Raw genomic sequence first — 25,092 nt, forward strand, 5'->3', positions numbered from 1 at the left:
TTTAAAAAAGATGACTCCTGTTGGATACAGAAATCATCTTCTTGATGTTGCCTAACTTTTTTCAAAATGTCCTTTACAAAGGGTACAGATTATATTGCTTTCCTCTTTTCCACATTTTATCCGTAGCGAAAGAGGCTGTTATGAAAAAAAATATTATTTTTGGAAGTATATTTTTGCTAGGTTTAAGTATATTTTTATATCCGATTGCAAGTAATTGGTTTGCAACGAGAACGCACTATTCGGAAGTAAGTACGTACGATGAAGCAGTAAGTAATTTACAAAAAGAAGAAATTGAACGTAAGGAGAAAGAAGCACGGGAATATAATGAAAAAGTTCAAAGTACGATGCAAACATTTTCGGACCCATTTCATGAAAATAGTGATGAGAACAAAAGTTCGCATATAGATATGTTAAATATCGGTGATGTTATGGGATATGTAGAAATTCCAAAAATTGATGTGAATCTTCCGATTTATCAAGGGACGACTGAAGACGTACTAACCCGCGGAGTTGGACAACTGAACGAATCTTCATTACCAGTAGGGGGAGAAAATACGCATACAGTTTTAACGGGGCATCGTGGTTTACCTTCAGCACTAATGTTTACTCATTTAGATAAAGTTGAAAAGGACGATATATTTTATATTCATTCATTAGATAAAGTACTTGCCTATAAGGTAGATCAAATAAAAGTTGTATTACCAAATGAAACAGGAGATTTATTAGTTGTACAAAGAGAAGATTATGCAACATTAATTACGTGTACCCCTTATGGAGTGAACACGCACAGGTTACTAGTGAGAGGACACCGGGTTCCATATGATGCTGGAGCAAAAGAAATGATTACAAAACCTTTCATTTTAGAAGATTGGATGATCGTTTTTCCTATTGTTATTATTTGTATCGTCCTTCTAATGATTTATTTAAAAAAACGAAAATAGTATGTATTGAGTGGTGAGTGTGTGAGAAGGGGATTTATAAGTTTATTATTGTTCCTCGTAGGGCTTTCATTATTTATATACCCAACGGTTGCTAATTATATAAACAATTATGTATATAAAACAAGAGTAATAAGTTATGAGAAAATGGTTGCTAATTTAAAAGTAGAAGATGTTAATGAGAAATTTCGTAGGATGGAAGCATATAATAGCTTATTAGGTAGAACTACTTTTAAAATGAATGATCCATTTGTTCATGATATAAAAGTAAATAACAAACAGTTAGATTTTATAAATAAAGATGAAGTATTTGGTACAATTACAATTCCGAAAATAGATGAAGAGTTACCATTATACTTAGGAGCAAGTCAAGATAACTTGAGTAAAGGAGTCGGACAAATTGAAGGGACTTCTTTACCAATCGGTGGACAAGATACGCACGCTGTATTAGCAGGACATCGTGGATATCACGGCGCAATGATGTTTCGCCACCTGGATCGATTAGCTGATGGCGACACATTTTATGTCAGTGTACTAGGGAAACAACTTGTTTATAAAGTAATTGGGCGTGAGATAATTAATCCAAATCAAGTTGATAAATTGAGTGTAATAAAAGGACAAGATAGAGTTACATTACTTACATGTGAACCATATACATCTAGTAAATATCGATTGTTAGTATATGGAGAGCGAGTAGAAACAGACCAAAATGAAATTGAACGACAAAACAAAAGTATAGTAGAAGTTAGGAGTCATGAAACAAGAGATTCATTTGAGAAACTGGCTTTTGGCATAGTAGGTCTAATTGTAATTTGTATTGGGCTGTATGGTTTACTAAAAAGGAAAAACTAGTGATGAAATATATAATAAAAGAAAAATGCCACTTCAAAAAAAGAAGTGGCATTTTTTATATTTCCTCTAAGCTATTAACTGGAACAGTTAATTCGCGTTTTGGATTTGTTACTTCATATATGCGGGCGGTTTCGTTGCTTTCGTCAACGTGTTGAATCATAACAGGCATGCCTTGAAAACTGACATTGGCTTCTTCAGATGACTCGGAAAGCTCTTTTGCGCGTTGTATATTCATTTATATTCCTCCCATCATTATTATCTTTGCAAAAAAGGAGGAATAATATACCATTTCGAGACATTTTTAAAGTTTTTGTATTATTTGTAATGTTTCTTTAATAAATGAAGAGAAGATGGAATCAGGATAGTCATCTATCGCTTGAACTGCTTCTTTTGCTTCTTTCAGAGCAGATTTTTTATCTTGAAGTTCTATATAGCAAAGAGCACGATAAGATCCAGCTGTTAATAACCACGATTGATCAAGTGGATGACTCATATAATCCGGTATGATAGCACGCTCTAATACTTCTAAAGCTTCCTCGTAACGTTTTAAACCATACAAATATTTTCCTTTTTCAAGATAATACAATCCATCGTCTTGAAAAATTGGTTCATCTTTTAGTTTTTCTCGAAATTGTTCTAAATGTTCTAATGCGATTGTATATTCATTCGTAATTGTATTGTAGTAATAAGCTTTTAATATATCTATATTTGCAGCGGATAAAGTATCTTCTGTAAAAATGGCAAATTGCTCAGATTTTTTTATGTAATATAAATATCTTTCTTTATCCGCCGTAATGATTTTTTGATAAGATAAAATACGATAAAAATCATCTGTTTTATAATACACTTGATGTTTTTTGGAAAAGGCAAGTGCATCTAAGATGACTCTTTCACATTTTTCATAATTGCCATATGCGAGTAAAATAATTGCTTCTTTTAAGTATAACTGTATATGCGTAATAAGATCCATTTCTAAATTCTTCGTTTTATATTCATCACGAATAATGGTAATCATCTGTAAACATTCTTTATATTTTTTACGTTTGAAGAGCATATAGTAAAACAGTAGTTTCGTTTCAGTGCTTTCTCGATATAAAGTATATTTTTCAAATATAGAAATAGCGGTTTCGACGTAATATTCAATATTATAATCGTTCATAATAGCTGCTCCAGTTATGAACTGTTTATATATACGAGCCGTATTTAAAGTAGAAGGTAGCTCTTTTTGAACGATAGGTAGTAAAGTATCATATACTTCATCGCATTTATTTGTCTTTATTAGTTCCTCCATTTTTTGAATGAGTTCTACAATTTCTCCATCATCTTCTTCTAGTAAAAAACTCATTTCACATCCAAGTTTATTAGCGATATATTGTAATGCTTTCATGGAAGGTGTCGCTTTTCCATTTTCAATTTGACTTAGCATACTTTTTGTCAGTTCTGAACCTGCTATTTCTGTTTGAGTAAGCTTTTTTTCCTTTCGTAACGTTTTAATTTTTTCGCCGAGAGTAGCCATCACATGCTCCTTTATAATTGAAAAGTTAAATACGATTAAACTTTTTGTTGTAAAAATTGGAAAGTTGATTATATAATAAGTTTAACACAATTTAACTTTTAAGGGGAGAGTGTCATAATGGGGGATGTAAGTATAGTTCCAAATGATTCAAAAATGAAGATTGCAACGAGAAATATCATTTTAATGATGATTGGAAAGATGACGTCATTGCTAGGAGCGGGTATTTATACGTTTGCAATGGGGTTATACGTATTAAAAACAACTGGTTCAGGTATGGGGTTTGCAACTACGCTCATTTGTGGATCAATACCAAGAATGATTTGTGGGCCAATTGCAGGTGCTGTAGCTGACCGCGTCAATCGAAAATGGCTTGTAATTGGCACTGATTTATTAAGTAGCTTAACAATGCTTATCATGTTTATTCTTGCTACTATATTTGGACCGTCACTTCTTGTTATCTATATTTCAGCGGCATTATTATCAATTTGTGCAAGTTTTTATTCTGTTGCATTAACTTCGTCTATTCCTAATTTAGTAGATGCGGGGCGTATTCAAAAAGCGAGTGCTTTAAATCAAACGGCAGCTTCTTTATCAAATATTTTAGGGCCGATTATTGGTGGCGTTGTATTTGGTTTCTTTTCAATTAAGTCGTTTTTTTTGTTAAATAGTGTTACGTTCTTTTTAGCGGTTATTTTGCAATTATTTATCGTATTTGATTTGTACAAAAAAGAAGTGGCTGAGAGTAAAGAGCGTTTCTTGACGAGTATAAAAGAAGGATTTTCATATGTAAAACGACAGCATGAAATATATGGTTTAATGAAAATAGCATTGTGGGTAAACTTTTTTGCGTGTGGGCTAACAGTAGCACTTCCATATATTATCGTCCATACATTGCATCTATCTTCAAAGCAACTCGGTACTGTAGAGGGAATGTTAGCAGTCGGGATGCTAATGGGTGCGATTGCTTTATCAGTGCGTAAAGAAGTGAATAATCCGTTTCGTTCTATTTATACTGGATTGTTTTTATTTGCGGGTTTAAGTTTATGTACAGTCTTCCCGTTGTTAGTTACCATTCCCAAAGTGGCAAGTTTTATTTACTATATTGCTTTTATGATGTTAACGGGTATTTCAATTATGATTGTAAATATTCCGATGCAAGTACATATGCAAAAAACGACAGATCCGAGCTATTTAGGGCGTGTGTTTGGCCTACTTGAAACAATTGCTACTGCAATCGCACCACTCGGTATGATTGTATATGGATTATTATTAGATATGTTGCCAACTAGCATTGTTATGATGACGATAGGCGGAGGTTTATTGTTAGTTGTATTAGTTGGAGTAAAGCAACATATGGCGAAAAAACAAGTAGATGTGTCGGCTTAAAAATAAGAAAGTAATAAGACTGGAAATAATAAAAATGACCATATTAGTATTTTAGTTTTTGAAACTATTTTTCATGTATGTTACAGTAAAGTGAGCAGGCAAAGAAAAGGAGAAAACATCATGAGAAAATTAAGTTTTGTAATGCTTTTTCTGTTAGTCGTAATGACTGGATGTAGTAATTATGACACGTATATTGAAACAGGTATGCAATCATTGAAAAATGAAAAATATAGTGATGCGATTATGTGGTTTGAAAAAGCGGAAAAAGAGAAATCAGGAAATGAAGCGAAGGCATATAAAGAATTCGCTCAGTTACTAGATCGCGGTGCGACAGCATTAAAAGACGGTAAGTATTTAGAAACGAAAGATATTGCAAATGAAGTGTTACAAAAGAAAAAAGATGATGCACTTGAAAAAGCTGTGACATCAAATGCAGAGAATATGCTTCAAAAAGCAAAAGATGTGGAAGAGAAAGTAAATGAAAGAGTAGCGAAACGAAAAAAGGTAAATGAAGAAGGAATCGATAAATTAATTAAAGCTGTTGATAGTATAGATGATGTAAAAGAAAAAGAGAAAAAAGTTTCAGAAGCATTAGATAAGGCTGAAGAGGCACAAGCAAAAATTGAGGATAAGAAAAACAAATAGAGTTATAGTTTAAAAGGCTGTCGTGTATAACGACAGCCTTTTAATTTTTTTCTGCAAAAGAAGTAATGCTATGTAGTAAAAAAGAAATTATTTTAGAATTCCATCTGTCCTCATGATGAATGGTATAAATATTACGCTGAAATTCAAAATCAGGGATTGGTATATAGCATAGCTCATTTCGTTGTACTTCTTGCTCAATAGCAAGTTTTGAAATAAAGGCAACCCCATTACCATATTTTAAAATTTGTTTCATCGTTTCTAATGAATCTAGTTCAATTTCTGATTGGAATGTAATGTTATGTGCTAACGTCCATTGTGTAAGTAAATCTCTCGTTGTAGATGGGTTACGATGCAATAATATACGTTCTTTTTCGATATCTTGTAATGATACATTTGTTCTTTTAGAAAGATGATGTTCTTTGGAAAAGGCAAGAACAAGTGTATCAGGCATTACATTCATTTGTTTTAGAAGTGGTTCGTCAAACGGTGCCGCAGAAATTACCCCGAGATCAATTTCATGATTTTGTAGCATCGTTCGAATTTCAGGAGCTGTTTTTACTATGAGTGTTATTTTTATATTTGGAAATTCGCATTGAAATTGGTGAACAACTTCTGGTAAAAGATAAGTCGCTGGTACATAACTAGCACCAATTGTTATAGCGCCTTTATTAAAATCTTTAAACTCTTGTGTGACCCGCCTAGCTTCTTTCATAAGTGCATCTATTTTACAAGCATAATGATGCAATGCCTCACCAGCTTCTGTTAAGAAATACCTTCCGGAACGTAATTCAAATAAAGGCACACCAAGTTCCTCTTCTAAGCTTTTTATATGAAACGTAATAGTAGGTTGTTTAACGCCAAGTTTTTCTGCAACAATAGTAAGCTTTTTGTATTTCTTAATAAGCACTACAATTTCTAATTTTAAGAGATTCATGATAAGTTGGCCCCTTTTTCTTCTAACTATAGAAAAAATCTATAGAAATAAATAGTTTATTAGAGATTTTTTAATTTAATCTTTACAGTACATTAACATTCAGTATAAAACTTCCAGATAGAATGAAAGCAGGTTAAGAATGAGGGGAGAGAGGTGAAACGATGGATATTAAAATTCATGGATTAGAAAAGGCATTTGGGAAAACACAGGCGTTAAAGCCGTTACAGATTGTAATGAAAAAAGGGGAATTCACCACACTTTTAGGACCTTCAGGATGCGGGAAAACGACCTTACTTAGAATGATTGCAGGGCTTGAGGAACCGGATAAAGGTGAAATATATTTTGGAGATAAGTGCATGTATTCTTCTGCTAAAAAGATAAAAACATCTCCTCATGAGCGGAATATCGGCATGGTATTTCAAGATTTTGCTTTATGGCCGCATATGACTGTATTTGAAAATGTTGCATTTGGTTTAAGGGCTACAAAGCAAACGAATCAATTAAGAGAAAAGGTAGAAGATGCGATAAAGCGAGTTCGTTTGCAAGGTATGGAGAAAAGATATCCGCATGAACTCTCAGGTGGACAGCAGCAACGTGTCGCATTTGCTAGAGCAATTGTAACGAAACCTCATTTTATTTTGTTCGATGAACCGTTAAGTGCACTCGATGCAATTTTGCGAGAAGAAATGCGATTAGAACTTATGGACATCGTTCATTCAATTGGTTTAACGGCATTGTATGTAACACATGATCAAACAGAAGCTATGTCAATGTCAGACCAAATTATTGTCATGAAGCAGGGTGAAGTATTACAAAAAGGAACACCAGAAGACATTTATGTGAAACCGTCTCATGAATTTGTTGCAAAATTTGTTGGTAAGGCAAATTGGCTTGTAGAGGGGAAAAAAATGATTCGTCCAGAGCATGTGAGCTGGACAAAAAATGACTTATGCGAAATGTATACAGGTGAAGTTCAGCACGTTACATATGTAGGAGAACGTTATGAAGTGAAAGTAAACATGGGGACACTCGGTGTATGGACAGCTTATCACAATAGTAAGCTAAGCATCGGTAAACCGGTATCGTTATATGTACCAAAAAAATGTATTCATCATATAGGGGGAGAATCGTATGAAGAAATTCAGTTCGCTTAAGTCTTTATTTGTATGTACTTTACTATTTTCTGCTGTAGTAACAGGTTGTAGCTCAAAGACAGGCAGTGTAGATGCAAAAAATAAAAACGCTAATGAAAAGAAAATTGTTGTATATAGTGCAGGACCAAAAGGATTAGCAGAAAAAATTCAAAAGGACTTTGAAAAGAAAACAGGGATAAAAGTAGAAATGTTTCAAGGGACAACAGGTAAAATTTTAGCAAGAATGGAGGCTGAAAAGAAAAATCCAGTCGTTGACGTTGTCGTACTTGCTTCTTTACCAGCGATGGAAGGATTAAAAAAAGATGGGCAAACGTTAGCTTATAAAGAAGCAAAACAAGCTGATAAGCTTCGTTCTGAATGGTCGGATGATAAAGGACATTATTTTGGATATAGTGCTTCAGCATTAGGAATTGTGTATAACACAAAAAATGTGAAGACAGCACCTGAAGATTGGAGCGATATAACGAAAGGAGAATGGAAAGGGAAAGTGAATCTTCCAGATCCAGCACTTTCAGGTTCGGCTTTAGACTTTGTAACAGGATATGTGAAAAAGAATGGACAAGATGGATGGAATTTATTTGAACAGCTTAAGAAAAATGAAGTTACAGTAGCTGGGGCAAACCAAGAAGCGTTAGACCCAGTTGTAACAGGTGCGAAAGATATGGTAATTGCGGGTGTTGACTATATGACGTACAGTGCAAAAGCAAAGGGTGAACCGGTTGATATCGTATATCCAAAAAGCGGAACAGTCATTAGTCCACGTGCAGCAGGCATTATGAAGGATAGTAAAAATGTAGAAGGTGCAAAAGAGTTTATTGATTATTTATTATCAGATGATGTGCAAAAACAAGTTTCTAAAGCGTATTTGTTGCCAGGTAGAAAAGATATAAAAGCTGAAAATAGACCGAATGTAGAAGAGATTCCAGTATTAAATATTGATTGGAAAACAGTTGAGAAAGAACAAGATGAAATAGCAAAACAATTTAAGAAAGTATTTGAATAAGATGGTGATTACATGGTAAATCGATTCGTATCAGTAAGACAAGTTGGAATGACAGTAGCGTTGTTACTTGTGGCGATGTTAATCGTCATTCCGCTTTTTCTCATTTTATTTTCTAGTGTATATGAAAATAGCAGTTGGAATTTTTTAAAGCCTTTTGAAGTTATGCAGGGTGGTGGATTAGCTGGGATTTTTCTAAATTCGATGCTTCTAGGCGTACTCGTGGTAATTGGAGCTACAATATTTGCATTTCCATTGGCGTTCATTATGAGCAAAACAGATGTAGGAAAGTATAGTAAGTTAGATATTGTTTTTATGATACCATTTATGACCCCGCCCTATATCGGATCGATGGGCTGGATTTTGTTCATGCAACCTAACGGTTATTTTGAACAATTTTTTCCGGCTTTAAAGCCGATTTCATCATCGTTTTTTAGTTTAGGCGGTATGGTTTTAATTATGAGTCTGCATTTATTCCCATTCCTTTACTTCATGTTGAAAAACACGTTACTTCAGATTGGGAGTAGTAAAGAAGAAGCTGCAGCAGTTCATGGTGGAAGTTTTTTCTATCGTTTAAGAAAAATAATACTACCGTTATTGTTATCAAGTTATGTAATGGGTGCTTTACTCATTTTCGTAAAGACGATTGCTGAATTTGGAACACCAGCTACATTCGGACGTAGAATAGGATTCCATGTGTTAACATCTGAGATTCATAAATTTATCTCTAGTTGGCCGATTGATTTTGGCAGTGCCACAGCATTATCTTCTTTATTACTTAGTGCGTGTATGCTCATTTGGTATATGCAAAATGTATTGAATCGAAAGTATACATATGCAATGGTTAGTGGAAAAGGTGTGAAATCTAAAAGGTATACTTTGTCTATATTTGCGCGCGTTATAGCATGGGTTTATGTAATTGGTTTACTAATAGTAGCAATTGGAATCCCATACTTTTCTATACTTATTGCTTCTTTGTCGAAGTTAAGAGGCGGTGGCTTACATTTTAATAACTTTACAACAAGCCATTATGAAGCATTATTTACAATTGGTTCTCCGGGATTAGAAGCTTTATGGAACAGTTTTCTTTTTTCACTCGTAACGGCGATTGTTGCTGTAATTATTGGCGTGTTTTTGGCGCTTATGATTCGAAAGGGGAAAAAGTCCTCTGAAAAATGGCTTGATATGTGCGGCATGTTACCGAATATGGTACCAGGAATAGTGATGGTTGTAGGGCTTATTTTATTTTGGAATTCACCCTATATGCCTATGTCAATTTACAATACACCAGTCATGGTTATCGTAACGTATGTTGTTCTCTTTTTACCTTATACGGTGCAGTATGTAAAAGCATCGCTCGGACAAATTGATGATTCTCTTGTACAGGCAGGAAGTATTTTTTCCGGGAATTACATTTATATTTTTAGAAAAATAATATTGCCGCTTATTATTCCAGGAATTCTTGCTGGATGGGCGATGACATTTACGATTTCGATACGAGAGTTAGTAGCATCGCTTCTCGTACTACCTCCATCAGTAGAAACGTCAGCAACGTTTATTTTTGCTCAATTTGAACAAGGAGAAGTATCTATAGGAATGGCAATGGCTGTTGTTTCTGTTGGGCTTACAACAATATGCTTATTACTTCTGCAACATATGGAGCAAAAACGAAAAGGGGTAGCATGATGAGGATGGAAGTATGGGGAGGAGCGGGAGAATACGGTCGTTCCTGCTATTTTGTAAAAAATAAAGAGACAAAAATAGTATTTGATTGTGGTATTAATCGATCATATGAGGATAGTTATCCCAAAATAGAAAGAGAAGTTGTTCCATTTTTGGATGCAGTATTTTTATCACATATTCATGAAGACCATACGATGGGTTTACCTTTATTGACGAAGTATGGATATAAGAAAAAAATTTGGACGACTCGTTATACGAAGGAGCAACTTCCAGCTTATTTTGAAAAATGGGGAAACTACAATCTTTCAAAAGGGTGGAATTTACCTTATAACGATCAAAATATTAAAGATTTAAATTATGTATGTATTGATGAGATTAGTAATCCAAATGAATGGATACAGATTACACCAACGTTGAGGTTTCAATGGGGGTATAGTGGGCATGTATTAGGAGCTGTTTGGTTTTTAGTGGATATGTGTAATACATACGTATTTTATTCTGGTGATTATTCAGCAGAATCTAATATACTACGAGCTAATTTACCTGGAAATTTGCGAAGCGATATAAAAATTGCAATTGTAGATGCCGCTTATCACACTGATGATGTTTCGCAAAATGAACGAGTGGACGAATTATGTGCAGAAATTGAACGAGTTGCGCACAATAAAGGAATAGCATTACTACCACTGCCTCCACTTGGTAGGGCGCAAGATATAGTATTGTATTTATATGAACGATATAAAGAGTTTCCGCTTATAGTAGATAAAGAAATTTTGGTTGGTTTTGAAGAAATGTTCATATATAAAGATTGGCTAAAAAATAATGAAAAACTTGAACGAGTTGTGGAGAGTTTAAAAAGAAACATAATAGTTATGGATAATGACATTTGTATGCAAAATAGTTACGGAATAGTTGTAATGAGTGATGCGAATATGCAAACGAAACGAGCACAGTTATATTATGAACAGCTTCGGCATAAAGAACGAAATTCTATTATCTTTACTGGACATATTGCTAAAGGAAGTTTTGCAGAAAAGGTGATGAAAGAATGTGTAAGTAGAGAATGTAGGGTAGAGCGAGTTCCATATAAGGTTCATCAAAGTATAAGTGACGTTAAGGCGATGCTAAATACATTATTACCAGAACATACGGTGTTAGTACACGCACTGAAAGAGGATACGGATCGATTGCAGGAAAAGCTTAGCATAGCAGGATATGAAAATGTGTATTCACTTGCAATGGAACGTATAAAAGTAATTTAAAATGTAAAGGAGATCGGTATATGAAAAAAGTATTTGTATTCGTAAGTATTTTCTTTTGTTGTTTCCTTTATAACGTTAAGGAAGGGTTTGCCGCCAGTCCAATGAAACCTAGTTTTGAAGTGAAGTTATTATTAAAGCCAGAACAAGTATTAGGTTATAACAAAGAGATGAACCAAGAGGTACTAGAATATTTCCAGGCTGGTACAAATTATGAAAGAATACAAGTGCAATTTTTAGATACAGCGAATAAAAGTTTAAGTAATGAAGGTTGGTTTGCAAGGATTCGAAAGAAAGAATTTAGTAAAGATTTTGAGCTAACATATAAAAAGAGATACCCGATTCAAAATGTTATGATTCAAGATGTATTAGAAGTAGCTAAGAAGGATGGATTTGATAGTAAAACTGATAACTATGAGGCAGAAATAGATTGGGGATTTGAGAAGAAAACATTAAGTATTTCAAATAAGAAAAGTTACAGTGCTAAAGGATATGGGGTACTTGATTTACCAAATGAACAAGCTGCTCAAAATATGTTAATAGAAAAGTTGCCAGGGAAAATGAACAAATGGTTGTATACGAATTGGGGAGAAGAGATGCTCAAGGATTCTCACATTTATGGTCCTGTATTAATGAAACGGTATACAGGTGAATTTGAAAATATAAAAACGAATATTGAAATTTGGCCATTAAGTAATACCGGGAAGATAGAAGATGACTTCGTAATAGAAGTGTCGTTTAAAACAACTGAGGAAAGTATCGCGACAAAACAAAGAGAATTATTAATGGCGAGTATAGAGAAAAAAGGATGGTTGTTACCGAAAGATAGTTTGAAGACAGAGCTTATTTTTCAGTAAATAGGAAAGAAGGAATCCATGTGCCATGGATTCCTTCTTCTAATATATGAGTATTAAGCTAAATCAGCTGACACGAACATATCATTATTTTGAAGGTTTTTAGAGCGTAAACTATAAGAAACTACCTTCTTTTTATGTTGTTTTACTACATCAACATGCTCTTCATGACTATAAATATAAAATGTAAAATCTTTTTTGCCACGTTTTGCATTGATAATTAAAGGAGTGCCTTCATTGTGTGGTGGTGCATAATAGCGATCTAAAAATAATCCTTCGTTAAAATCATGAATAATTTTGGATTTCTTTTCGCCTTCTAAGTTATTTCCATTGATTGTAACAGTCACATTCTCTTCCTCAAGTTGTGGATGTGTTTCGTACTTGCTAATAATGGATTCAATAGCAGAGTTAGGAAGGCTAGAAACAATAATTTTAAATGCTCCAAATACAACTAACATTACAATAAACCAAGTCGTCATAGTATTTCATCCCCTTTATCCCACAGTAACGGTCCGTAAAATCCTGGTTGGTGCGGGCTAATAATCAGTGTGGGATAGATACCCCGTACTGACTAAAATTTCACTTTATCCTATTTAACAATATAACTCATGTGGTAATAGTACATATGGTGAAGTTTTGTATAATTTGTGAAAAATATGCCATTTTTACGAACGAAATATTAGAAAAATCAATTTTGTTACAAAAAGTTGAAATCGAAGTAATTTAAAAGAAAAAGGTTTATAATAAAAATATAACTAATAACAACATTACTAATTATAAGGAAGTGTAACTATGAGTACTGTAACAATCGTATATGGTATTATTCTTTCTACAATTATTGTTTTATTTATTGTCGGGGTATCGCGTTATATTCATAAGTGGAAAGAAGGAGTTGCGAAATTAAATCACATTGAAGAAGAACTTAGTGATTTAATGTTACATCATGGTAAGTAAAAAGTTTATTTTTCAACTAAATAATGTGAAAAAAATCACAAAACATGCTCTCATCATGAAGGCATGTTTTTTTGTTATGTGAATGATTAGGCACATACATACATTTTTTCCATACGATACAGTGTGCAGATGGAAATGTTCGGAGTGGAAAAGAGGGATAAAATGAGTAGTTCAGGTTATGTTCCAGGTAATAAAAATTTAAAGAAAAGCTCAGGAACTCCAAACCTTTTCTTTTCTTTGATTCGAGAAAAAATGTCTTTTTTAAAAGAGATGAGAAAAACGTTGCATATGAAGTTACGTCAACGCAGTTACCTGCGATGATAGGAGGGGCGTTTGTTGATTTATTTATGACGAAAGGGCATATGCGGGAACCACATTGGCATCCGAATGCGTGGGAATTAGATGTTGTTGTATCAGGAGAAGCAGTTACATCCATTTTAAATCCCGAAACGAATCAATTGCAAAATTATCATGTGAAAGCGGGGCAAACGGTCTTTATTCCAATGGGATGGTGGCATTGGATTACAGCGGTAACAGAAGAAGTACAATTACATTTGTTTTTCAATAACGATCAGTTTGAAACAGCAGAAGGATCAGACATACTTAGATTAACACCGCCAGAAGTATTTCAAGCTGCATACGGTGTAAGTGCAGAAAAATTAGGAAAGGACCTTTCGCCAATTAAGGAGTCGGTTGTAATTGGTCCTCCTAACTCAAATCGACTAAATAGCGTTAAAGAAAGTGACGACTCAAATATAATCGTTACGTTAAATGGACAAATAACATCATGTGAAATAGAGTAACTCTTTCTGTTTTAGGAAGAGTTACTCTATTTTGTATAATTTTGTAATTTAATTCGTTATAATTATTATATAGAAGGGGGCATATTGTGAACATATTAAAGATTATAGGAATTGTTGCAGGAGTGATTGTAGTAGCTGTTATAGCTTTCTTTTTTATTATGAAGTACTATTTGTCAAAAGAAGATCCTCATTACGTATTAAAGTACATAAAAGAACATAAAGATGATGAAACATGTTCATTACTTATTAGAAAAAACGGTGAAGTAGTAACATCTATAAATGAAAATAAAAAATTGCCATTAGCGAGTACGGCAAAAATCGTCATAGCAGTTGAGTTTGCTAAGCAAGTGTCAGAAGGAAAGATAAGCCGTGATGAACAAATTTCATTGCAGGATTTAGAAAAATATTATGTTAAAAACACTGATGGTGGAGCGCATCCTGACTGGTTAGAAGATTCAAAAGTGAGAGAGTTAGTGCAAAATGGACAGATTGCTTTAGAAGAAGTGGCTAAAGGGATGATTCATTATAGTTCTAATGCGAATACAACATATTTGTTAGATAAGCTTGGAATAGAAAGAGTAAATGATAGTTTAAAAGAGTTAGAGCTTACTAGTCATGACAAGTTCTCTTCGTATACTGCTTCACTATATATGAGAGGGTATGTAGAAAAAGAGCTTAATGAGTCAGAAAATCAATCGTTAGAAATGATACGTAACATGTCTAATGATGAATATAATAAACACGTGTTACAAATACATGAATGGATGAAAGATGAAAGTGAATGGAAGAAACGTGATATACCATTAAAAATAGATATGGAATTCCAGCGTATTTGGTCAGATCGATTAGTGAGTGCAAATGCTAAAGATTATTTGAGTTTAATGGAAAAGATAAATAGTAGAAATTATTTTCCAAAATCAATGCAAGATGAAATTGATAATGTTTTTAAAGGAACAGTTGAAAATAGTAAGTTGGAATATGCTGGTCAAAAAGGTGGTTCTACCACATTCGTATTGACAAAAAGTTTGTATACTACAGATAAGAAAGGGAATAAGGTAGAAGTTGTAATTATGTTTAACGATATAGAAGATCAAGTTGCATATCAAAAGCTGAGAAATAATATAGATTATTTTATTCAAGATGCTATAACAGATGAAGAATTCAGAAGAAAGTTATAATGGAATAATTTTATTATGTAAACAAAAGAGCGCTTTTTAAAAGGCGCTCTTTTCTATTCATGATACAGGATTTCCTATTTACTGCATGGAATATAGATTGAAACTAAGAAAGGAAGTTGAATAATGACTACAGTATATTTCGTTCGCCACGCTCACTCTACATATACAAAGGAAGAAAGGGAACGTCCCTTATCTGAAGAAGGAGAGATTGATGCAGGTAATGTAACAAGTTTGTTAAAGGATAAAAACATTGATGTTGTTATTTCTAGCCCGTATAAAAGGGCGATTCAAACTGTGCAAGGAATTGCGAATAAATATAATTTATCAATACAACTGGAAGAAGATTTACGGGAAAGGTTATTAAGTAAAGAGCCAGTAACAGATTTTAACGATGCTATTCAGAAGGTATGGGAAGACTGGACTTTTGCATACGAAGATGGAGAATCAAATGATGTAGCGCAAAGACGCGCTGTAATATGTATGCAAAGTATATTAAAAAAATATAAGGGTAAGAATATTGTAATAGGTACTCATGGGAATATTATGGTATTACTAATGAATTATTTTGATTCGAAATATGGTTTTCAGTTTTGGAAAACCCTTCATATGCCTGATGTGTATAAATTAACTTTTGATAATAATCGTTTCATTTCTGCTGAAAGAGTAGAGAAAACAGGTCATCGGATAAACATTTTGTAAAAGTTTATCAAAAAAAGAGGAAAGAGAGAAAGTATTGTAGAAGTATGACTTTGTAACATAAAAAATATTGGTTAAAGGAGGCTGTTTACATGTTTGAGAAAGAGAAAGAAGGGCTTATTGAAGTTCACAACGTATATGAAATCGCACCAGCAGATGGAGCAATTATAGGTATGGCAACGGAAGAAGAAATGGAGATTGCTGCTGAACTAGAGTTACAGTACTATGCCCATTCTCGTTTATTAGAAGCAAATATTCAGTTAGACGGTTCCTCCTATAAAGAGTTACTTCAGGAGTTCCAGGAGTACGAAAGAAAATCAATGAACTTTTGGAGAGCAATACATAAACGTTTAGCTGTGCCATGGGCATGGGTACTACGTATTGATGTTGCGAATGGTCCTATATATGTAAGCAATGGGAGTTCGTATTATGAAGAAGTTGATGATGACGAAGAAGACTATGAATAGATAAGTAAGGAAGCAGCTTTAGTTGCTTCCTTTTTTTATTTACAATAAGTGAATGGCTTCAATGATAGCATCTGGACGATCGTTTTCTATCCCATGACTAGCATGTTCAGCCAAAATGTATTGGCTGTTTATTGAGAGATTTAATTGTTCACGAATAAGTTCTTGCCACATATCTTCAAGTTGTGTAGCTTCTTCTTTTGGCATACCGCCCTCAATTAATTGAGCAATAGAATATTGAGGATCTCTACCGATAACAATTAATGGTATTTCTAATGTTTTATGTTGTTTTTTTATTGAGCGAGCACAATTTTTCCACTCGGACAGTTCAGAAGCTGTCGCTTTATATAATGAAGGAGAGGTAGAAAATTTGATATGCTGTTTTGTTGTATTGACGAGCATAGATTTTAGTTCATTATAAAGTGCGTCTGCATCCATGTTGGAGTAAGTATGATATTTTTGTAGCCACATATCATCAGAATCAGTTTGATCAGAAACTGGTAAATGAAGCTCATCTAATCGGTGTAAGTTCATGGAAGTAGAATCAACTAAAAGAAGTGCTTGCAGCCTATCTTCATGTAACATTGCAAAATGTTGTGCACATAACCCTCCATAGGAATGGCCGATTAGAATGATTGGCTCGTGAATATGGAGTTTGTTTAGTAACATATGTAGTTCCTTTGTAACTTGCCTTGCTGTACGTGGAGTATTTCCTAGCGCACTTTTTCCGTAACCTGGGCGATGGTATGAAACAACTGTAAAGTGTTGTGAAAGCTCTTCTATAATAGGGAACCAATCATAAAATGAGCAAGTCATTCCTGTTTGAATGACTACAGTTTGTTTACTGTTACCTCTTATATATACTTCTACAGCTTGTCCAAATATCTCTACTGATCTATTAATAGTAATTCCTCCTAAGCTTGAAATATTTTTTGGCAAGTAAAGACGATACACCAGGCACATATGCCGAAGAGTATAGATGTACTAAGTGAAAAGGAGTTCTTTAAACCGATATAAACAATAAATAATAGTAGTGCAGATGCAGGAAATCCATATAATACGCCTAAAGCGAATTGACTTAATTCTTGTTTACTCCCACCTTCGAAAGAAATCCAAAATAAACTAAGTAAACTAATAAGAGGAAGGGCTGCGATAAAGCCACCAAGCGTACTAAAATATTTGGCAAATTCGGTTACAGCCCCAATAATGAGGGCGGAGACGATGACCTTAACGAGGAAATGCATATTTTGCCTCCTTAGCTAATAACGAAAAGGCTTTTTCAATTAATTGTTGTTCTTCTTTTGATAACTGTGATTCTAATATTTTTATCTTTTCTTTATCTAGTAAAGTATGCTTTTCTAATACTTCAATGCCTTCTTTCGTTAAAGTAAGGTTTACAACTCTTTCATCGTGCTTGTTTCTTTCTTTTATAATAAATCCTTTTTGAATAAGGCGCTTTACGTGTTCAGATGCTGTGTTATGAGAGAGACTAAGCTCAGTAGCAACTTTTCCAATTGTTATATCTTTCTCACGAGAAACGATTTGTAAAATACGAATAGCTTGGTGAGAAAGGTTGTCTTCATATTCATATCGTAAGTGATAATAAATACTTTCCCAATGTTGATTAATGTCTTTCATAATGATAAATCCTCCTATTTTTATATCGCATAGTAAGATATATTCGTTAATTCAGAAGTAAAATCCTTTTATTTTCATTAAAAATGTTGAAAAAGTTTATTTTTATTGAAATATAAGGTAATCTATGTGTAAAGGTATACATTTAGCAAGAGAGAGGATGATAGCTGTGAATACATTTAAATGGATTAGTCATGAAAAGATGTATGTAGATCAAATACATGTTGAAAAATGTGGTCCTCTTTCAGTCGGCGTATATGGAGGAAATCAAGAGAGTGATGCATATGAAAGAGGAGATGCAGTGCTAGCTTGGTGGGATCCGAAATTAGAATTTGAATTTGTTATGATTTTTGATACACATCATAAAACGAAAAATATACATTATATAATAGAAGCGATTTCAGAAAGAGAAGAAAAACTAAAAGAGTTATTTTCATACCCAATCCATTTAGCTTTTCATCATACACATATGTATTTATTAGCATTATTTACAGATGAGCTCTTTATCGAGAAATGTGACCAAGATGATGAGGAACTTGCATGTTTAATTTGTTTACGAAAAGGCGAGTTCTTATATTGGCTATCAGTTGGTGATTGCTTCGCGTACTTATTCCATTCAGAGCAAACGAAAAATGAAAAAGGTAGGCTAAATAAGCGTAAGAACTATGAGTATATAGGAAGAAAAAATGTTTTTGCAGCGAATACACCTTGTTTTACATCAGGGATAAGGGGATTAGAAAAAGGTCAGAATCACATTGTAATGGCAACGGATGGTATTTTAGAGTGTGATAAAATAAAGTTTGATGATGATCAATCTTTAGTAGAAATATTACACGACGGAAATAGCTTACAGATTGAGCCTGTATTAACAAATGTACTTCAGTGGAAAGGTAGAGATTGTGCCACTATTATTGGATGGTCCATCGATACTGAAAATAGACAATGTGCCAATTAATAAATGAAAGAGAGTTCAAGGGTTTTTGTCCTTGAACTCTTTTTTGTTAAGCAATATGAATATGATACGTTTTTAACCATTCATTTACTTGTAGCATATACTCCATAGCACTTCTTGCTTCAAAATTGGTAATCTCTTTGTTACTTTGATCAGCAATTGCAAGTAATATGGAATGGTTAATGAGTGAGAAAACAGGATTGTTTTTATTGCTGCACATATCAAGCGTTAAATTGCGGATTGTTTGTAAATAGTGTGGATCCTGCGAAGTAGGATAAGCGCTTTTTCTTCTATTTCGCACATCGTCAGGTAAAGCCGGTTTCAGTGCTCTACGTAAAATACCTTTTTCAATATTATCAATACTTTTGACGTTAAAAGGTACGTTCCATAAATATTCAACTAATCTATAATCACAAAACGGTACACGAACTTCAAATCCGACAGCCATACTCATACGGTCTTTACGGTCGAGTAAGAACGGAAGGAATCGTGTTAAAAATAAATAAAACATTTGACGTTGTTTCGCGGATTTTTTACTTTCACCTTCAAGAGTAGGTACTTCAAGAGCAGCTTCATGGAATCGTTTATTAATATACTGCTCAGGATTACATTGAGTTGTTACGTCGTTTAATAATAGAGAAGATGTGTTTTTCCAGTTTGTTAACCACGGAAACTTATCTACATATAATAGTTCTTCTTGATGAAACCAAGGATATCCCCCGAATACTTCATCAGCAGATTCTCCAGATAAAGCTACGGTTGCATCTTTTTTCATTTCGCAAAATAATAAATAAAGTGAAGTTTCCATTTCGCCAGCACTGGGTAAATCTTTCGCGTGAAGGGGAACGAATAAGTGATTTGCTAACTCTTCAGCATTCACAATAATGTCATGATGCGATGTCCCTACATGTTCAGAAACGCGTTTTACCCAAGGAGCATCTAAACCAGTACGAGCAAATGTCAGCTCGAAATCTTTGGCGCTATTTACAAAGTCAACGGAATACGTATGAAGTGTCTTATTTTCCGCTGCAAATTCTTTCCCCGCTAGTGCAGTAATACCGCTAGAATCTAATCCTCCTGATAACATACAGACGAGAGGAACATCGGCAATTAATTGTCTTTTTACTGTATCTTGTAAAATAGATAAAATATGTGATGATGTATCTTCAGTAGAATCTGTATGAATCTTACTTTCTAAATTCCAATACTTCTTAACTACTTTTTTATCACGTGTGAATGTTATAGAATGTCCAGCACGAACTTCTTGAATATGTTTAAAGACGCCACATCCTGGAGTTCGAAATAAGCCTAATCCAAATATTTCATTTATTCCATCCGCATCAATTTCAGCAGGAACAGATGGATGAGCTAATAACGCTTTTATTTCAGATCCGAAAATAATACTGTCATTTCTTTCCGTATAAAAAAGTGGTTTTACACCTAAATGATCGCGTGCTAAAAATAATTGTTGCTTCTGATCATCCCATAAGGCGAAAGCGAAAATTCCGTTTAAATGTTGTACGCAGTCTTCTTTCCATTCTAAATAAGCATGTAGTAATACTTCTGTATCTGAATGCGTTTCAAATGCATGCCCACATTTTTGAAGCTGTTCTCTCAGCTCACGAAAATTATAAATTTCTCCATTATAAGTAAGAGCATACGTATAATCACCGGCACGGAATGTTTTTGGCTGCGTCCCGCCTTCTGGGTCAATAACAATTAAACGTCGGTGTGCAAAAGCCGCATGAGGTGAAAACCAAAATCCTTCAGCATCAGGACCGCGATGCTGAATACTATTCGCCATCTTTTCTAAAATAACATGTTCATTTGAAAGATCTTTCTTCCAATCTACCCAACCTGTAATTCCACACATACATATCTCATCTCCTAATTTAAAATTATAAAAGTAGATTAATTAAATGAAATGTACATCAGGTTAAAGAGTGTCTGCATAAATAGTGTACTACACTAATTGAATTACAGACTTGAGAAAATTTTCTTCAAGCTTATATTTATATGAGACAATGGCTAAGGAAAAGTATTCCATTACATACAAAAAATAAAAAAAGATGAGAGAAAAAAATTTCCAAAACGTTATATAGGGTGTAAAAGCTTTTACAAAAAAATAAGGGGAATCGCTACATGAAATCAAATGAGAAAAATTTTATAAAAAGATTACAGCGGCAAAAAGAAGATGCGCTAGAATTTGTTGTCGATACATACTTACCACTCATAAAAGGAATCACGCACAAAGTACTTCTTCCAGTTCAAAATGATGGATTGATAGAGGAATGTGTAAATGATATATTTCTTTCCATTTGGAATAACGCAAATAAGTTTCATGGAGAGCCGAGTGATTTTAAAAAATGGATTGCAGCGATTGCAAAGTTTAAGGCGATTGATTATTACCGGAAAGCGACTAGAACAGTAGAAATTATTTCAGATGAGTTTCATATTAGTACAGAAAAATCGGCAGAAGATGAATTAATCGTTATGGAAGATAGGGAAGAGTTATTGAAGCTTATTAATCAATTAGAACCGTTAGATCAAAAGGTGTTCGTTATGAAATATCTTCTCGGTATGAAGACAGAGGAAATCGGTGACAAGTTAGGATTAACCAGGGCGGCGATCGATAATCGTGTGTACCGGGGAAAAAAGAAACTGCAACAAAATGCTACGAATATTAGTTTTGGAGGTAGTGTAATATGAAAGACATTTATGAACTATTAAATGATATTGATATAGATGAAAAAGAACTTGAGACTTCTGAAATTGAAAAAGAAAAAGTGAAACGTAATTTAAAACGATCTATACGTACGAAGAAAAAGATGAAAACTTGGAAAAAAGGTGTTGCTGCTGCATCTATTTTAGTAGGATTATCAGTTGCAACGCTTGGTATTGGGTTCCCTACATATGCCGGGGGATTGCCAATTGTAGGTGACATATTCCGATTTTTAGATAATGGTAGAACAGGGGTACATGAAAATTATAAAGAGTTTTCGACTGAATTGAATATGACGAAAGAGAGTAATGGGGTTAAAGTTACAATTAATGATGCTGTGTTCGATGGTAGAACTGTAACGATAACGTATTCTATCGAAAGTGATAAAGATTTAGGAGAGCATCCGAGCATATTTGGTTCCCCACAGGTAAGCATGTCTAATGGTGCGGCAGGAAGTTCTAAAACTACGAAAGTAGGAGATAAAAAATATGTAGGTATGACTACAACAAGTGATCTTGGTAGTAAAAGAATGGACGTTGCAAATGTTAGATGGAATATGGAATCAATTAATATGTACGAAGAAAAAAAATCAATTAAAGGGAATTGGAATTTCGCACTTAGTTTAAAAGCAATGGATAGTAAGGAAGTAAAGCTCAATAGGGTTTCTGAAAATGAATTAATAAAAGTAAATATAGACAAAATGGAAGTAACCCCGATGTCCTTTATCGTTTTTTACAATCAAGAAGAATCTAAGGCATTACGAAGTATATGGGATAGCGCGGATGTGGAATTAGAAATAAAAGATGATTTAGGAAATAAATATGCAGGTGAAGGAAATGGAGGAACTGGTACAGTAGCAGAACCACATAAAAGTAGTTGGAGTGCTACATTCCAAAAGCTGAACGAAAATGCAACAAAGCTTATCGTTACACCTCGTGTGCACTTGCGAGTTCATACACCTGAAAATCATGGTGGAGTGGAATATGTGAATGGAAAAGAGAAGAAAATTGAAGTGCCGAAAAAAGAAGCGAAGAGTAAAGATATTGTTCTAGATGATATCGTAATTGATTTAAAGAAATAAAAGAGAGACTGCCTAAAAACATTAGGCAGTCTCTTTTTCGTTAAAAACTAGTAACGAGTAACGCATGCGGATGCTGCGTTTTATATTCCTCTTTCCATGTAATGTTTAGTTGTTCCCACGTTTCACCGCTATCAGTGGATTGAAAGATGCCATTGTTATTTAAAGTGTAAAACGTATGTGGTTCGGCTGGATTTGTAGCAAACATTGAAATGACTGTACCAATTGCAGATGGTAGTCCTTGCTGCACTTGCTCGAACGGAGTATCTTTCGTTTTCCGATAAATATAAGATTCATAAGGAATACGGTGATGAGCAAGGTCGGCACTTGGTGCGGCAGAAACGAGAATTGTATTACAATCAGCTGGATCGATAGCCATACTGTATAAATAATGATGCTCAAGTCCGTCACTACATGAGATCCAGCTGTTTCCACTGTTATAACTTTCAAGATATGCGCGATCAGGTCCGCCCATAAATCCGTCACCACATGATGCATAAAGGCGATTTGGGGCTTCAGGGTGCATGAGTAATTGATGAGCATCGATAGGAGCACCGAATTTTTTATCAATCCATGTATGCCCTTTATCATTACTTTGAATAACAGCACCAGCTTCGATTGAAACATGGAGTGTATTTGGATTGTTTGGATCAACTGTAATCCAGCGTACGTGATGTGTAAAAGGTCTAGGCGGAAAAGCCCACGTATAGGAAGATAATAATGATTTCATATTTTTAAGTTCAGTCCACGTTTCACCGCCATTTTCTGAACGGAATAAAGCACTCGGTTCTGTGCCGACATAAACGACGCCGTAGCCGTTAACTTGTTCATTTGAGCTTATCGTTATAGAAGTAATAGAAGAGTGTAAAATACCATCCTCTTTAGGGAAATCAAAGTAACGATATGAATCTCCAATTGGTCTCCATGAATCCCCGCCATCGTCACTTAGCCATAAACCTCGTCCAAATGTGCCGCAATATACACGATTTGTTTGGAATGGATCAACCACAATACAGGTAGGTTGCATATTTTGTAAATGATATGTGGTTTCATAGTTACCATATTGTTCTTTTACTACAACAAGTTCACGCTCCATGCAAAGAAATAGTCGTTTCAAGTTTGTAACCCCCTTAAAAATTCTTTCATTAGTAAACAATATGAAAATAAAAAAGAAGTAGTCTTGTTTTTAGTTGAGAAAAAGGACTTGTTTGAAAAGTAGCGAAGTTTGTATACAGAGGAAGCGGGATAAAGTGAAACTTTAATCAGTGGGGTATTGTTCATCTTTTACGGATTAGTAGCATTCACTATCGGGCGTTAATGGGGGATAAAGATAGGGAATGTGTTTCATACTAACATACAGATATTGCACTTAAAGGAGCATTTGTATGGGACACTCACATGATCACGGTCATTCAAAAAATAAAAAAGCGTTATTAATTGCCTTCTTATTAACAACAAGCTTTATGATTGCTGAAGTTATTGGCGGATTTGTAACAAATAGCTTAGCACTATTGTCTGACGCAGGGCATATGTTAAGTGATGCAGTATCCTTAGCTTTAAGTTTACTTGCGTTCAAGCTTGGGGAAAAAACGGCAACGGCCGCGAAAACATATGGGTATAAGCGAGTCGAAATGTTAGCGGCATTATGTAATGGTGTCGTTCTTATTGTCATTTCAGTATATATTTTTATTGAAGCAATTCGTCGTTTTAAGGAACCAGTTGAAATCGCTAGTAATGGAATGCTCATTATTGCTGTGCTTGGTCTGCTTATTAATATTGTATCAGCTTGGATATTAATGAGAGGCGGAGATGTGAAAGGTAATTTAAATTTAAGAAGTGCGTTCTTACATGTACTAGGCGATTTATTAGGTTCAGTTGGAGCGATTATTGCTGCGTTACTTATTAAATTTTTTGGATGGACTGCTGCAGATGCGGTTGCTAGTATTCTTGTGTCTATTTTAGTCATTATAAGTGGATGGCGTGTAACACGTGATACAGTTCATATATTAATGGAAGGTGCACCGCAGCACATAGATGCTGAAGAGGTGAAAAATACATTATTAAATATTACTATTGTAAAAGAAGTTCATGATTTACATATATGGTCTGTAACATCAGATTTTCAAGTATTAACTTGCCATCTTATTATCGAAGGTAATGAAACGCCAAGCGTATTAAAAGAAGCAACGGATGTATTAAAAGGGAAATTTCATGTAGAACATGTCACCATTCAAGTTGAAATAGAAGGTGAATTTAACCATAATGAGACAACTTGCAAAGTATGAAAGAAAAAGGGTATGAAAAAGTGTCATAACATTTTTCGCGTGGCATACATATATATAATGTGGCCACAAATACTTTGTAAGGTAAATATTTCATAAGATTACTT

At 34.1% G+C, this 25,092-nt stretch carries 27 protein-coding genes and 1 pseudogene; 19 read left to right on the forward strand and 9 right to left on the reverse strand.

Annotated elements, in window-relative coordinates; genetic code table 11:
- The first annotated feature begins 140 nt into the window (after positions 1-140).
- Together DET63_RS23760 and DET63_RS23765 are read left to right on the forward strand one after the other, a co-directional pair.
- Positions 141-941 (forward strand): class C sortase, encoded by an 801-nt coding sequence (locus DET63_RS23760; RefSeq protein ID WP_113938039.1) that lies wholly within the window; start codon positions 141-143, stop codon positions 939-941.
- A 21-nt stretch (positions 942-962) separates the two neighbouring features.
- A complete protein-coding gene (locus DET63_RS23765) occupies positions 963-1,790 on the forward strand; it encodes a class C sortase (protein WP_113938040.1) in 828 nt (275 codons plus the stop codon).
- A 55-nt stretch (positions 1,791-1,845) separates the two neighbouring features.
- Here the strand turns inward: DET63_RS23765 and DET63_RS23770 are convergent, their stop codons facing one another.
- Positions 1,846-2,025: an H-type small acid-soluble spore protein gene (locus DET63_RS23770; RefSeq protein ID WP_001025736.1), complete on the reverse strand. Its 180-nt coding sequence runs from the start codon at positions 2,023-2,025 to the stop codon at positions 1,846-1,848.
- Between the two features lie 66 nt (positions 2,026-2,091).
- The gene (locus DET63_RS23775) at positions 2,092-3,306 is read right to left on the reverse strand and encodes a helix-turn-helix domain-containing protein (protein ID WP_113938041.1); all 1,215 of its coding nucleotides are present in this window, start codon (positions 3,304-3,306) and stop codon (positions 2,092-2,094) included.
- A 117-nt stretch (positions 3,307-3,423) separates the two neighbouring features.
- Between DET63_RS23775 and DET63_RS23780 the strand changes: the two genes are divergently transcribed.
- Positions 3,424-4,692 (forward strand): MFS transporter, encoded by a 1,269-nt coding sequence (locus DET63_RS23780; protein WP_113938042.1) that lies wholly within the window; start codon positions 3,424-3,426, stop codon positions 4,690-4,692.
- 120 nt (positions 4,693-4,812) lie between these two features.
- Complete coding sequence (locus DET63_RS23785; RefSeq protein ID WP_113938043.1) at positions 4,813-5,337, forward strand: outer membrane protein assembly factor BamD; 525 nt, start codon at positions 4,813-4,815, stop codon at positions 5,335-5,337.
- Positions 5,338-5,377: 40 nt separating this feature from the next.
- Here the strand turns inward: DET63_RS23785 and DET63_RS23790 are convergent, their stop codons facing one another.
- Positions 5,378-6,271 (reverse strand): LysR family transcriptional regulator, encoded by an 894-nt coding sequence (locus DET63_RS23790; protein ID WP_002126660.1) that lies wholly within the window; start codon positions 6,269-6,271, stop codon positions 5,378-5,380.
- A 161-nt stretch (positions 6,272-6,432) separates the two neighbouring features.
- Between DET63_RS23790 and DET63_RS23795 the strand changes: the two genes are divergently transcribed.
- From DET63_RS23795 to DET63_RS23815, 5 genes are read left to right on the forward strand one after another with little or no spacing between them, the layout of a single operon-like run.
- Positions 6,433-7,425 carry an ABC transporter ATP-binding protein gene (locus DET63_RS23795; protein ID WP_113938044.1) on the forward strand — a complete coding sequence of 331 codons (993 nt, stop codon included), beginning with the start codon at positions 6,433-6,435 and terminating at the stop codon, positions 7,423-7,425.
- Complete coding sequence (locus DET63_RS23800; protein WP_113938045.1) at positions 7,403-8,428, forward strand: ABC transporter substrate-binding protein; 1,026 nt, start codon at positions 7,403-7,405, stop codon at positions 8,426-8,428. The genes DET63_RS23795 and DET63_RS23800 overlap by 23 nt, the downstream gene beginning before the upstream one ends.
- A 12-nt stretch (positions 8,429-8,440) precedes the next feature.
- On the forward strand, positions 8,441-10,111 hold the full coding sequence (locus DET63_RS23805) for an ABC transporter permease (RefSeq protein WP_113938046.1): 1,671 nt from the start codon (positions 8,441-8,443) through the stop codon (positions 10,109-10,111).
- Positions 10,108-11,370, forward strand: coding sequence for an MBL fold metallo-hydrolase (locus DET63_RS23810; protein WP_113938047.1), 1,263 nt, complete (start codon positions 10,108-10,110; stop codon positions 11,368-11,370). The genes DET63_RS23805 and DET63_RS23810 overlap by 4 nt, the downstream gene beginning before the upstream one ends.
- Before the next feature lie 20 nt (positions 11,371-11,390).
- Positions 11,391-12,224 (forward strand): hypothetical protein, encoded by an 834-nt coding sequence (locus tag DET63_RS23815; protein WP_113938048.1) that lies wholly within the window; start codon positions 11,391-11,393, stop codon positions 12,222-12,224.
- A gap of 53 nt (positions 12,225-12,277) precedes the next feature.
- Here the strand turns inward: DET63_RS23815 and DET63_RS23820 are convergent, their stop codons facing one another.
- Positions 12,278-12,700 carry a YfmQ family protein gene (locus DET63_RS23820; protein WP_113938049.1) on the reverse strand — a complete coding sequence of 141 codons (423 nt, stop codon included), beginning with the start codon at positions 12,698-12,700 and terminating at the stop codon, positions 12,278-12,280.
- Positions 12,701-12,831: 131 nt separating this feature from the next.
- Here DET63_RS23820 and DET63_RS23825 point away from each other — a divergent pair, with 131 nt between their 5' ends.
- The 6 genes and pseudogenes from DET63_RS23825 (at position 12,832) to DET63_RS23850 (ending at position 16,319) form a co-directional block, all read left to right on the forward strand.
- Positions 12,832-12,948 carry a multidrug transporter MatE gene (locus DET63_RS23825; RefSeq protein ID WP_113938050.1) on the forward strand — a complete coding sequence of 39 codons (117 nt, stop codon included), beginning with the start codon at positions 12,832-12,834 and terminating at the stop codon, positions 12,946-12,948.
- 65 nt (positions 12,949-13,013) lie between these two features.
- Positions 13,014-13,175 carry a hypothetical protein gene (locus DET63_RS23830; protein ID WP_000109008.1) on the forward strand — a complete coding sequence of 54 codons (162 nt, stop codon included), beginning with the start codon at positions 13,014-13,016 and terminating at the stop codon, positions 13,173-13,175.
- Between the two features lie 162 nt (positions 13,176-13,337).
- Positions 13,338-13,978, forward strand: a pseudogene (locus tag DET63_RS23835) (cupin domain-containing protein).
- Between the two features lie 86 nt (positions 13,979-14,064).
- Positions 14,065-15,156: a serine hydrolase gene (locus DET63_RS23840; RefSeq protein WP_113938051.1), complete on the forward strand. Its 1,092-nt coding sequence runs from the start codon at positions 14,065-14,067 to the stop codon at positions 15,154-15,156.
- 123 nt (positions 15,157-15,279) lie between these two features.
- A complete protein-coding gene (locus DET63_RS23845; RefSeq protein WP_113938052.1) occupies positions 15,280-15,855 on the forward strand; it encodes a histidine phosphatase family protein in 576 nt (191 codons plus the stop codon).
- An 89-nt stretch (positions 15,856-15,944) separates the two neighbouring features.
- Positions 15,945-16,319, forward strand: a complete 375-nt coding sequence (locus DET63_RS23850; RefSeq protein ID WP_000461761.1) for a hypothetical protein — start codon at positions 15,945-15,947, stop codon at positions 16,317-16,319.
- A 39-nt stretch (positions 16,320-16,358) separates the two neighbouring features.
- Here the strand turns inward: DET63_RS23850 and DET63_RS23855 are convergent, their stop codons facing one another.
- From DET63_RS23855 to DET63_RS23865, 3 genes are read right to left on the reverse strand one after another with little or no spacing between them, the layout of a single operon-like run.
- Entirely contained in the window at positions 16,359-17,279 is a 921-nt protein-coding gene (locus DET63_RS23855; RefSeq protein WP_113938053.1) for an alpha/beta fold hydrolase, read from the reverse strand.
- Positions 17,231-17,560 carry a DUF3147 family protein gene (locus DET63_RS23860; RefSeq protein ID WP_113938054.1) on the reverse strand — a complete coding sequence of 110 codons (330 nt, stop codon included), beginning with the start codon at positions 17,558-17,560 and terminating at the stop codon, positions 17,231-17,233. The genes DET63_RS23855 and DET63_RS23860 overlap by 49 nt, the downstream gene beginning before the upstream one ends.
- A complete protein-coding gene (locus DET63_RS23865) occupies positions 17,544-17,954 on the reverse strand; it encodes a MarR family winged helix-turn-helix transcriptional regulator (RefSeq protein ID WP_002030991.1) in 411 nt (136 codons plus the stop codon). The genes DET63_RS23860 and DET63_RS23865 overlap by 17 nt, the downstream gene beginning before the upstream one ends.
- A gap of 124 nt (positions 17,955-18,078) precedes the next feature.
- Between DET63_RS23865 and DET63_RS23870 the strand changes: the two genes are divergently transcribed.
- Positions 18,079-18,906: a PP2C family serine/threonine-protein phosphatase gene (locus DET63_RS23870; protein WP_113938055.1), complete on the forward strand. Its 828-nt coding sequence runs from the start codon at positions 18,079-18,081 to the stop codon at positions 18,904-18,906.
- A gap of 46 nt (positions 18,907-18,952) precedes the next feature.
- Here DET63_RS23870 and asnB read toward each other — a convergent pair whose 3' ends face one another.
- Complete coding sequence (asnB, locus tag DET63_RS23875; RefSeq protein ID WP_113938056.1) at positions 18,953-20,776, reverse strand: asparagine synthase (glutamine-hydrolyzing); 1,824 nt, start codon at positions 20,774-20,776, stop codon at positions 18,953-18,955.
- Between the two features lie 269 nt (positions 20,777-21,045).
- Between asnB and DET63_RS23880 the strand changes: the two genes are divergently transcribed.
- Complete coding sequence (locus DET63_RS23880; RefSeq protein WP_088292890.1) at positions 21,046-21,612, forward strand: sigma-70 family RNA polymerase sigma factor; 567 nt, start codon at positions 21,046-21,048, stop codon at positions 21,610-21,612.
- Positions 21,609-22,706 carry a DUF4179 domain-containing protein gene (locus DET63_RS23885; RefSeq protein WP_113938057.1) on the forward strand — a complete coding sequence of 366 codons (1,098 nt, stop codon included), beginning with the start codon at positions 21,609-21,611 and terminating at the stop codon, positions 22,704-22,706. The genes DET63_RS23880 and DET63_RS23885 overlap by 4 nt, the downstream gene beginning before the upstream one ends.
- Positions 22,707-22,746: 40 nt before the next feature.
- Here DET63_RS23885 and DET63_RS23890 read toward each other — a convergent pair whose 3' ends face one another.
- Positions 22,747-23,820: a beta propeller repeat protein gene (locus tag DET63_RS23890; protein WP_113938058.1), complete on the reverse strand. Its 1,074-nt coding sequence runs from the start codon at positions 23,818-23,820 to the stop codon at positions 22,747-22,749.
- A gap of 268 nt (positions 23,821-24,088) precedes the next feature.
- On the opposite strand from DET63_RS23890, the gene DET63_RS23895 reads away from it, so the two are divergent.
- Entirely contained in the window at positions 24,089-24,988 is a 900-nt protein-coding gene (locus DET63_RS23895; RefSeq protein ID WP_113938059.1) for a cation diffusion facilitator family transporter, read from the forward strand.
- The last annotated feature ends 104 nt before the right edge of the window (positions 24,989-25,092 follow it).

Source organism: Bacillus sp. DB-2, from assembly GCF_003315125.1.
GTDB lineage: Bacteria > Bacillota > Bacilli > Bacillales > Bacillaceae_G > Bacillus_A > Bacillus_A mycoides.